Source organism: Lewinella sp. IMCC34183 (assembly GCF_003390915.1).
Lineage (GTDB): Bacteria > Bacteroidota > Bacteroidia > Chitinophagales > Saprospiraceae > Neolewinella.
The window spans coordinates 300,156-311,069 of the sequence record NZ_QMEM01000007.1 but is presented as its reverse complement, the minus strand read 5'-3'; the positions used below and the strand labels follow the sequence as shown (position 1 = coordinate 311,069).

The window sequence follows — 10,914 nt, the reverse complement described above, 5'->3', positions numbered from 1 at the left end:
ATTGCGGCCACGTCCAGGCCTAAGCTGGAGGTTAGGGGCCTGTTGGTGGGTTTCGAAAGGGTATCTTACGGAAACTAGCAGATCTTATCCTGATCGATTCCGGCCCGGCGTGGCCGCACCCGTTGGCTGACATTTATGACCCGCAGGACTAGAAACCCGACAACTCAAAATTAATTAAATGATTTATAAGAAAGGTGAATTTGAAATTAAGCTAACTCTTGAAAATTCTTATCAGAGGGATTCACATGATAATGTTATTTCATTTGATCACCATTATACTCATGGTGAAGAACAACCAAATGTGCAAATTGGGATCTCCATATATAGAAATGGTCTACGAATTAATGGAGCACTAGTTGCCGGTGCACAGGGCACTACTGGCATCCACGAAAAATCTCAAATCATACATGAAAATGCGATCGCAATCTGCTGTTCAAATCTGGTGTTCAAACTTTCTTTACCCGGTCTGCAACTGTTGTGGGTAACAGAGGCTGATTACATCACCTGCTTTGAAATATTTGAAATTAACGATGACTATGTCATTCACGGAGAAGCAAGCATATCGCGACTGGCCGGTAACGGACAGCTAATCTGGCAAAGAAGCGGCAAAGATATTTTTGTGACGATAGATGAAGTCGCGGATGACTTTACAGTTGAAAATAACTGCATATTAGCCACTGACTTTGAAGGTAACAGGTACAGATTCAATCTGGACGGGGAAGAAATTTCTATATAGTTTTAGGGTGAAGTGCACGGTTTAAATAGTTAATGCAAAGGGAGAACTGCAGCGTAGTGAATGCTATAGGCGCTCAAATCGAGTGGGCTAACCGTAGCTCTTGCAATATTATGCGCAGCTACTGCCCAAAAACAGCCCGCACTCGGTCACCAACGCTGCCGCGTAGAAACAGTCCCCTGCAAGACTGACGCCGCTGCCGCGTAGAAACATCCCGCAGTACTTTAAAAACGCTGCCGCGTAGAAACAGTCCCCTCGTAGGACGGAAGCCGCTACCGCGCACGAATAGTCCCCCCGCAGGACGGATGCCGCTACCGCGCACGAATAGTCCCCCCGCAGGACGGATGCCGCTACCGCGCAGAAACAGTCCCCCGCAGGACGGAAGCCGCTACCGCGTAGAAACAGTCCCCCCGCAGGACGGAAGCCGCTGCCGCGTAGAAACAGCCCGTACTCATCCAAAAACGCTACCGCGCAGGAACAGTCCCCCCGCAGTACGGACGTCGCTGCCGCGTAGAAACAGTCGCTATCGCTCCATAAATAAAAGGACGTCAGCCAACACTGCGGCCACGTCCATGCCGGGGCTGGCGGGTAGGGTAGGGTCGGTTGCCTTCGATCATGTATATTGAGTTGAACCAAAGATTATCGGCATCCTTCCCGGCACGGCGTGGCCGCACTCGTTCGCCGACAGCATGAGCCCCGCACAACCAAAAACAGTAGCCGGCAACCTGTAGGCAATCCAGTTCGTTGTTGTAGACACATCCATCTTGCAATTCAATGTCGACAGAGCAAATCATTGAAAGACTTCGAGCTACCAAAGCAGAGATCGCAAAAGCGTATAACGCAAATGTGTTGGCTGTCTTTGGAAGCTATGCCAGACGCGAACAGCATGAAGGCAGTGATTTGGATTTGCTTTACGAAGTATTAGATAAGGATAGGTTTGGTTTAAAGGAGATTTGTGATTTAGAAGACTACATCCTTGCACAACTGAGTGTACCTTCAGTCGATTTAGTGAACAAGGACTACCTTAACCCCGTGGTGCAACTGGAAATTGAGCGCGATCTGTTATATGTATGATCAAAGAAATATAATATTTATTCTGACCTCGCTGGAGGCAATCGAAAAGATTGCCATTTACACTCGGGGGATAGAAACGGCAGGAGGTTTTTTGGAAAAGGATGATCAGTTGACCTTCAATGCGTGCCAAACGCTGCTCATGACAATCGGAGAGGAAACAAAGAAAATTGATGCTTCCATCAAGGGCCAGCATGCGAAGATCCCCTGGAAACTAATAACTCAATTAAGGAACAGGATTGCCCACGACTACAGGTCTATCAATCCAACCATCTCTTATGATGTGGTGAAAAATTATTTACCACCACTAAAAAAGGAGTTAATTGAAATTATTAAGAGGATTGATTACCCAGAGGAAAAATTAGAAAAGGTACTTGCTAGTCCCTACTACGCTCATCTAGGATATTTAAAAACAAATAAATAAGCCATCGGCGAACACCACGCCAGCGTCCATGCGCCCTATCGGGACGCACGGCGCCGGCGTAATCGTTAGCGGCAATTGCAAAACTAAAAGAGAACGGGGAATCCAAATATGGAAATGTGTTTTCAGCATGTAGTAACAGATTATCTCACTACAATATCATTTCACATATATTTTATTTGAGTCATATATTGTAGTAGTTAATTGACACAATGAATATGACTCTATTTTCACATAGCCGGAAAGATGTGTATTTTGAGTCTGCAAACTGATTAATGAATCAAAGATGCCTAAAAGAATCAGCTCATCTCGAGAGAAATTAGAATACACTAAGCTTAGACTTGAAATTGAAAGCTTAAGCATAAAATGGTGGAAAAAGCCTGCTTACATTAGTGTTCTAATACCCGCCACTCTTGCTTTGTTTTCTTTGATATATGCAGTAGTTTCTGGGTTCTTTGACAAAAAGTATGAACTTTATCAAATTGAAAAAGCTACATTAAAGTTGGAAGCTGAACTCTTTGAAAGCGAGCGGAAATCCTTTGTAAGTAAACGAGACTCTTTCATTCGAATTATTAATTCACAAAAATTAGAATTAGCGTATTTACAAAACGAAATTGAACAGCTTGACACTGTTTTAGGCCCATTGGTGACGTACGATGTACAAAATAGAATTGTTTCAATTATTAATCCTAATGACCCTGAAGCAAATAGCTTCGAGTATATCTACGATGACGAAGGAAGAATTAAATTAGTTAAATTAGATGACATTCCTGTGGCGACCTATAATTATGATGGTAATGGTAATTTAATAGGTTCAATGGATCATGCTGGCAGGATGACGACTTATATTTACAATGATAAAAATGAGCTAGTTGGAAGTATTGATCCACATGGTAATCCAAGGGTTTTCAAGTAGCAAATTTATTCTATGTAGATAAGCCATAAAAAGTTAGTACGCACTTTTATATTTGAAATTTGGTAGGGATAGCATAACAATTAAAAATACACAGACAACACGTAATAGAAAACTTCAAATCAAAATTATATGCTACTTGATTCAGGCAAATTTTTCTACCATTAGCAATAAAAGTGCCGCTAACAATGCGCCAGCGACAAACCGGCGAGGGTGTGGGTTGGTGCCGATAAAGCTATTAAAGGTTACTTGAAGGTCGGTGGAGACCCGTATGCTGGTTGGTGGTAGCCGGTCTGCGCCGGCGCACCCGTCAGACTGTGCAAAAAGTATGCTTTCCGATTTTCCAGCCGTATCTTGAAGATATCCCACTGATACCCGAGAAAAATGCCCAGAAAAGTAGGTTTGGACCCCACGCAGTTTGGTCTGTTTGCCACACCCCTGGAGGCGATGATCCCGGCGGACGCTGAAGTCCGCGTCGTGGCGGCATTCGTCGACCAGCTGGACCTGCCTGCGCTCGGCTTTACACCGGTGCACACCGACGGGGCTAGCGCCTACGGCCCGGAGTTGCTGCTGAAGCTCTACCTGTACGGCTACCTCAACCGCATCCGCAGCAGCCGCCAGCTGGAACGGGCCTGCGCGGTTAACATCGAGGTGATGTGGCTGACGGGTAACCTCAAGCCCAAGTACCACACGATTGCCGACTTCCGCAAAAACCACCCAAAGTCACTGAAGGCCGTCTTCAAGGAGTACGTACTATTACTAAAGGACTGGGAGCTGATCGCCGGGCAGCGCCTGGCGGTAGACGGCACGAAGATCCACGCGCAGAACGCGCGCAAGCAGAACTTTAACCGGGCCAAGCTGCAGCGTAATCTGGAACGGATCGAGCGGGGCATCGCCGATGCGCTGCAGGAGTTCGCGGACCGGGATGTTCAGGAAGCCAGCGATAGTAAGGAAGACCTGCAACAGCAGGCCCTGGACAAGCTAGCCGCCCTGCGGGAGCGTAAGGAGCTGTACGAAGAGATGCGGGAGGAGTTAGAGGAAAGCGGGGAAAACCAGCTCAGTGAAACGGACCCGGATGCCCGCAGTATGATGGTGAAGGGCACCGAGTCGCTGGTGGGTTACAACGTGCAGTCGGTGGTAGACGACGAGCATAACCTGATCGTACACACCGAGGCCATGAACGTCAACGACATCCAGGCCCTGGCGGGGCTGGCGGGAGCCGCCAAAGAGATCCTGGACCTGCCCGACGATCCGGCCGAACCCATCGATGTGCTGGCGGACAAAGGCTACTATGATGCCACCAACCTGGCCGGCGTGGAAGCTTTGGGCATGGAGCCCTTCGTAGCCGAGCGGAAGACCAAGCCACGGGATGCCGGGGGCTACGGTCCGCGGGAGTTCGAGTACGACGAGGAGGCCGATGTCTACGTGTGTCCGCAGGGCGAAGAACTGACCAGCAACGGGCGGTGGTACCACCAGCGGGAGAGCCGCGGGGGCCGCACCCCGACCGACCGCCGCTTCCGGCGCTACCGGATCAGCCACACGATCTGCTCCCGGTGTCCGATCCGCGAGCAGTGCCTGAGCGCGGCGGCGCGCAAGAACCGCCACGGCAAGGTGCTCTACCACCACGAGCACGCCGCGGCGCTGGCGCGCAACCACCGGCGGCTGCGGGAGTGGCCGGAAGTCTACCCATCACGCCAAGCCACAGTTGAACATCCGTTCGGGACGATCAAACGAAGTTGGGGCGCCTACTTCACGCTCGTGAAGGGGCTGGAAGCCGTAGACGGGGAGTACAGTTTACTGGCCTGCTGCTACAACCTGCGGCGGAGTGTGTCCATCCTGGGCATACCGGAGCTGCTGCGGCGGTTGAAGGGCCGGTTTTTGGGTGAAAATGGGCTCGAAGGGGCGTTCGTAGGGGCTCTTGGGACCCTCTTGGCGGCAGTATGCGGCCATTTTACGGTGATACTGGATCGAAAGCTATCTCGGAGGAATTTTGCCTAGCTTGGGCGGGAGCTTTTGCACGGCCTCCCGTTAGCGGCAAGCCATACGCAGACATTCTCGGTTTGCTCCGGTTAGGCTTAGAACCTAGTGGATAAACCAGGACTTGCAATCTAGGTATAAGAACATGAGAAAACTAGAGAGAATGTTTTACTCCGAGCTGGCTGTAGAACTTGATTAATTGCACACTTTCAAGTTTCACTGTAGAAATGAGTAGAATTATGATATATATATATATATATATATATATATCATATGAAGGAAAGCGAAAAACTTTCAAACAAGACATGTCGGAGTGAATTAGTACGGTAGAATTTGCATTCACTTACCTAACTCAAATACTGTGAAAGAGTATAGATTGACTGTTAAAAATCAACTTCTGAATAATTGGCCTATACTTCTAGTTGGACTGTTATGCGGGATCTATCCTTTTTATATGGCGCTTAGATATCCACATCACTATTCAGCCTTTACGATGATAGCTGGAGGCGTTTTTATAATATTTCTAATTCCTCAATTAATTCTACACATCCAATATCTACGAGCTAGTAAGAACATAGGATTTTATATAAATTATGAGCATCAGACGATTTGTATAAAGACCGCTGATGAGGAAAAATCATATCGATTTGGAGAAATCAAAAAAATTATTCGGACGAGGACTTTTAATTTTGCTTCAAAAAATATGTACTGGTCCAATTGGGATATATTTAATTATACTATTTTTCAAATGATCGATGGAGAAGCATACGTGATTACAAGTTATGTGTGCTACGATTTTCAAATTACCCACTCACTACCAAATGCAGTTTACAAAAAAGTAATTTATCCATATATTGAAAAAAAATATAATGATAGTCGGTAGCACTTCGATGATACCTCAGAATGTAAGAGATGTCATGAAAAAATTATTTATAAAAAGACAAGCCAGCCGCTAACAACGCGCCAGCGACAAACCGGCGAGAGTGAGGATGGGCGTCGATGAAACTTTTATAGGCGACCTTGAGTTTGGTCGAGATCCGACGAGCTGGTTGGTTGTAGCCGGTCTGCGCCGGCGCAATCGTCAGACTGTGCAAAAAGTATGGTTTTCGATTTTCTGGCCGTATCTTGAAGGTATCCCACTGATACCCGAGAAAAATGCCCAGAAAAGTAGGTTTGGACCCCGCGCAGTTCGGTCTGTTTGTCACTCCACTTGAGGCGATGATCCCGGCGGACGCTGAAGTCCGCGTCGTAGCGGCGTTCGTCGACCAGTTGGACCTTCCCGCGCTCGGCTTTACGCCGGTGCACGCCGACGGGGCCAGCGCCTACGGTCCGGAACTGCTGCTCAAGCTCTACCTGTACGGCTACCTGAACCGGATCCGCAGCAGCCGCCAGCTGGAGCGGGCCTGCGCGGTCAACCTTGAGGTGATGTGGTTGACGGGTAACCTCAAGCCCAAGTACCACACGATCGCCGACTTCCGCAAAAATCATCCCAAGGCACTGAAGGCCGTCTTCAGGGAGTACGTGCTACTACTAAAGGACTGGGAACTCATCGCCGGACAGCGCCTGGCGGTGGACGGCACGAAGATCCACGCGCAGAACGCGCGCAAGCAGAACTTCAACCGGGCCAAGCTGCAGCGCAATCTGGAACGGATCGAGCGGGGCATCGCCGATGCGCTGCAGGAGTTCGCGGACCGGGATGTTCAGGAAGCCAGCGATAGTAAGGAAGACCTGCAACAGCAGGCCCTGGACAAGCTAGCCGCCCTGCGGGAGCGTAAGGAGCTGTACGAAGAGATGCGGGAGGAGTTAGAGGAAAGCGGGGAAAACCAGCTCAGTGAGACGGACCCCGATGCCCGTAGTATGATGGTGAAGGGCACCGAGTCGCTGGTGGGCTACAACGTGCAGTCGGTGGTAGACGACGAGCATAACCTGATCGTACACACCGAGGCCACGAACGTCAACGACATCCAGGCCCTGGCGGGGCTGGCGGGAGCCGCCAAAGAGATCCTGGACCTACCCGACGATCCGGCCGAACCCATCGATGTGCTGGCGGATAAGGGGTACTACGACGCCACCAACCTGGCCGGCGTGGAAGCTTTGGGCATGGAGCCCTTCGTAGCCGAGCGGAAGACCAAGCCACGGGATGCCGGGGGCTACGGTCCGCGGGAGTTCGAGTACGACGAGGAGGCCGATGTCTACGTGTGTCCGCAGGGCGAAGAACTGACCAGCAACGGGCGGTGGTACCACTAGCGGGAGAGCCGCGGGGGCCGCACCCCGACCGACCGCCGCTTCCGGCGCTACCGGATCAGCCACACGATCTGCTCCCGGTGTCCGATCCGCGAGCAGTGCCTGAGCGCGGCGGCGCGCAAGAACCGCCACGGTAAGGTGCTCTACCACCACGAGCACGCCGCGGCGCTGGCGCGCAACCACCGGCGGCTGCAGGAGTGGCCGGAGGTCTACCCGAGTCGGCAAGCCATGGTTGAACACCCGTTCGGCACCATTAAGCGATCGTGGGGCGCCTACTTCACGCTGGTGAGGGGGCTGGAAGCGGTCGACGGGGAGTACAGTTTGCTGGCCTGCTGCTATAACCTGCGGCGTAGCGTGTCCATCCTGGGCGTTCCGGAGCTGCTGCGGCGGCTGAAGGACCGCTTTTCCGTCGGAAATGGAGCTTTTGGAGCTGTCCGAGGAATGATGTGGAGCTTTGTGAAGGGCTGTAGGGCGGATTTTCGGCGAATAGGGGAAGTGAAGCGGTTTGAGCCGATTTATGCCTAGATTGGCTGGGAGCTTTTGCACGGCCTCTCGTTAGCGGCAATCGAAAAAAACTCAAACGATTTGTTTGGTGATGCCAGACATGTGTTTACCTTACGCAAAATCACTGATACGACATGCCAAACGAAAGGATCACTGAAAAGATCGTCCGGGACTACCTTGCTGATTTACAGTACTATAACGTGTCTTCAATTCAAGTTGAAGAACAGATGAGCAAAGATCTTAGGATTAGTTCTTTACTGAAGAAAGCTTCGAAACGCGGAAGCGGACGAGGATTTCCAGAGTTCATAATTTCTTCAATAGACCATCCAAATTTTATCATTGTCATCGAATGCAAAGCAAGTCTAAAATTTCATGCTAGCCCCAACTTAGACAGGTTTAATGATTACGCAGTTGATGGAGCCATTTGGTATGCTAGTAATCTAGCTAGCGACTTTGATGTTCTGGCCATTGGAGTGAGTGGGCAATCAGATCAGGAGCTTAGAGTCAGCCACAGATTATACGTATCTGGCAAAGAGGTGAAAACAGATTTACTAAAAGATGATATTTTTCTGTCCTATGGAAATTACTATCATGCGTACATGCATAATCCAGTTAAATTTCAAAACGATTATGAAGGTATTTTAGAGTATTCAAAGGATTTAAATGAAACTCTTCATGCCAAAAAGGTGAAGGAAGCGCATCGTAGTCTTCTGATCAGTGGTATCTTAATAGCCTTAAGCAACACAGCATTTAGAAATAGCTTTGAAAGCCATAAGAGTGCAAAACGAATTACTAAGTCTATTGTGGATACAATCGTAGCAGAACTTGTAGATGCAGATATCGATTCAAATAAAGTTGCAAATCTTAAGCAAGCGTATTCATTTATACAAACTCACGCTTCACTATCAACTGATAAAAAGTTTATAGTTGAGCTTATTCAGGATATAGACAAAAAGATCAATCGATTTATCAAAGAACATAAGTATTTTGATACTCTTGGGCAGTTCTATATTGAATTTTTGAGATATGCTAATAATGATAAAGGTCTGGGTATTGTATTAACTCCTCCACACATTACAGAGCTGTTTGCTGACATCGCCATGATCGATTCAGATTCAATTATCATCGATAATTGTTGTGGGACTGCAGGCTTTATGATTAGCGCTATGAGGCGAATGATTCAAAAGGCTGGCGCTAATCAAGCTAAAATTGCTGCTATCAAAAAACATCAAATTGTCGGTATCGAATTTCAACACGATATCTATGCCCTTGCAGTTTCGAACATGATTATTCATGGCGATGGCAAAACAAATGTTTTATATGGCGACTGTTTTGAGCTATCTGAAAACATAGATAAAAAAGGAACAGCTGGATTTCTGAATCCTCCGTATAAATCTAAAAAGACAGATATAGAAGAGCTAGAATTTGTATTAAATAATTTGAGTATACTCTCCACAAATGCAGTTTGCATTTCGATTATTCCTATGCGATGTGTTCTGGCACAACGAGGAAAGGGGTATGAACTCAAACGGCAACTCATGAATAGTCATACAGTCGAGGCAGTAATGTCGATGCCAGATGAGCTCTTTCACAACTCCAACGTTGGTGTGGTAACCTGTGTATTAGTAGTTCGTGCGCACGTCCCTCACAACCCGTTGAAAAAAACATGGTTTGGCTACTGGAAAAATGATGGCTTTATAAAAGTTAAAAACAAAGGTCGGATAGATGTAGACCATAATTGGGAAACTATCAGGGAAGAATGGCTTTCTGCCTATTTTAATCGGGAAACAAAACGAGGAGCATCTATATCTGCAATAGTAACACCAGAGGATGAATGGTGCGCTGAAGCATACATGGAAACTGACTACAGTAATCTAACTGAATCCAATTTTGAAGAGGTCCTCAAAGATTACGCTATATTTAAGACTTTAAATTCTAATTAAAGTAGGATATAATGAAGATGGTAGAAGTGAGTGATGTATTCTTTGTTGAATATGGTACAAACCTTGAGTTGAATAGATTAACACAATCAGACGACTTAGATAATTCCGTAAACTTTGTATCTCGCACCGAAAAGAACAATGGAGTATCTGCTAGAGTGGAAATAGTAGACCAAAAGACTACAATTGAACCTATGACAATTACTGTGGCAGGAGGAGGCAGTGTCTTGTCTACATTTTTGCAGCCAGTACCGTATTATACAGGTAGAGATGTATATATCTTGCGACCTAAAGTCAAGCTATCTGAGCTAGAACTTCTCTTCTATGTTCAAGCGATAAGAGAGAATAAGTTTAGATATAACTATGGTAGACAAGCGAATAAGACGCTAAAACACTTACGTATTCCGGCGGAAATTCCGGCATGGGTCAATGATCGTGATTTACCAAATTTCACGGAGTTGTCTAGACCCGAAAGCCTAACAAAGATCGACGATTTTAGTCCTGAAGAGTGGGAAGAGGTAAAATTACTAACACTATTTCGAATTAAAAAGGGCAAGCGGCTCACTAAGTATGATATGAACCCAGGGCCAACACCATTTATAGCTGCTACCGAATATAATAACGGTCTAAGGCAATATATTGAGAGAGATCCAATCTATCCAGCTCATACCCTAACTGTAGTCTATAATGGAAATTCAGTAGCTGAAGCATTTTACCAAGACCAGCCCTACTGGGCTACCGATGACGTTAACATTTTAATTCCACGAAAAAAATTGTCAATGTGGTTTTTGCTGTTTGTAGCCACACTTATAAGGTTAGAAAAATTCAAATTTTCGTATGGTAGAAAATGGAGTGTCAGCAGAATGAAGTCTAGCAGTATTTATCTTCCTCATGATGATTTTGGGAATATTGATTTTGCCTATATTGATGATTTCATGAAAAGTCAAAATTATTCAAAAGCTTTAATTTAATATACCGCTAACACCGCCTACCACGCACAGCCGCCGATTGAGCTCTTTGGTGCTATTATTGCTTTAAACGCAAACGAAATGAAAGTCAAAATCAGTTATGTTTGCTGGAAGAGGCGGCCGTCGGGTAGGCAATCGTCAGA

Annotated in this window: 10 protein-coding genes; 9 read left to right on the top strand and 1 reads right to left on the bottom strand. The window is 47.0% G+C overall.

Annotated features, from left to right (window positions below; translation table 11 throughout):
* Positions 1-178: 178 nt before the first annotated feature.
* The 5 genes from DQG19_RS20970 to DQG19_RS16135 all read left to right on the top strand — a co-directional run bounded on the left by DQG19_RS20970 (position 179) and on the right by DQG19_RS16135 (position 5,136).
* The gene (locus DQG19_RS20970) at positions 179-736 is read left to right on the top strand and encodes a hypothetical protein (RefSeq protein WP_157974559.1); all 558 of its coding nucleotides are present in this window, start codon (positions 179-181) and stop codon (positions 734-736) included.
* Between the two features lie 771 nt (positions 737-1,507).
* Positions 1,508-1,807, top strand: coding sequence for a nucleotidyltransferase family protein (locus DQG19_RS16150; protein WP_116127320.1), 300 nt, complete (start codon positions 1,508-1,510; stop codon positions 1,805-1,807).
* The gene (locus tag DQG19_RS16145) at positions 1,800-2,228 is read left to right on the top strand and encodes a DUF86 domain-containing protein (protein WP_157974558.1); all 429 of its coding nucleotides are present in this window, start codon (positions 1,800-1,802) and stop codon (positions 2,226-2,228) included. Before DQG19_RS16150 ends, DQG19_RS16145 begins: the two co-directional genes overlap by 8 nt.
* Positions 2,229-2,511: 283 nt before the next feature.
* A complete protein-coding gene (locus DQG19_RS16140) occupies positions 2,512-3,141 on the top strand; it encodes an RHS repeat domain-containing protein (RefSeq protein WP_116127318.1) in 630 nt (209 codons plus the stop codon).
* 381 nt (positions 3,142-3,522) lie between these two features.
* Positions 3,523-5,136, top strand: coding sequence for an IS1182 family transposase (locus DQG19_RS16135; protein WP_116127317.1), 1,614 nt, complete (start codon positions 3,523-3,525; stop codon positions 5,134-5,136).
* A 905-nt stretch (positions 5,137-6,041) separates the two neighbouring features.
* On the opposite strand, the gene DQG19_RS20965 is transcribed toward DQG19_RS16135, so the two are convergent.
* The gene (locus DQG19_RS20965; RefSeq protein WP_157974557.1) at positions 6,042-6,209 is read right to left on the bottom strand and encodes a hypothetical protein; all 168 of its coding nucleotides are present in this window, start codon (positions 6,207-6,209) and stop codon (positions 6,042-6,044) included.
* 61 nt (positions 6,210-6,270) lie between these two features.
* On the opposite strand from DQG19_RS20965, the gene DQG19_RS16130 reads away from it, so the two are divergent.
* From DQG19_RS16130 to DQG19_RS16115, 4 genes are all read left to right on the top strand, one after another.
* Positions 6,271-7,362, top strand: a complete 1,092-nt coding sequence (locus tag DQG19_RS16130) for an IS1182 family transposase (RefSeq protein ID WP_116127316.1) — start codon at positions 6,271-6,273, stop codon at positions 7,360-7,362.
* 54 nt (positions 7,363-7,416) lie between these two features.
* On the top strand, positions 7,417-7,884 hold the full coding sequence (locus DQG19_RS16125) for a transposase (RefSeq protein WP_116127315.1): 468 nt from the start codon (positions 7,417-7,419) through the stop codon (positions 7,882-7,884).
* A 179-nt stretch (positions 7,885-8,063) separates the two neighbouring features.
* Entirely contained in the window at positions 8,064-9,806 is a 1,743-nt protein-coding gene (locus DQG19_RS16120; protein ID WP_198661772.1) for a class I SAM-dependent DNA methyltransferase, read from the top strand.
* Positions 9,807-9,817: 11 nt separating this feature from the next.
* Positions 9,818-10,774 (top strand): restriction endonuclease subunit S, encoded by a 957-nt coding sequence (locus DQG19_RS16115; RefSeq protein WP_116127313.1) that lies wholly within the window; start codon positions 9,818-9,820, stop codon positions 10,772-10,774.
* The last annotated feature ends 140 nt before the right edge of the window (positions 10,775-10,914 follow it).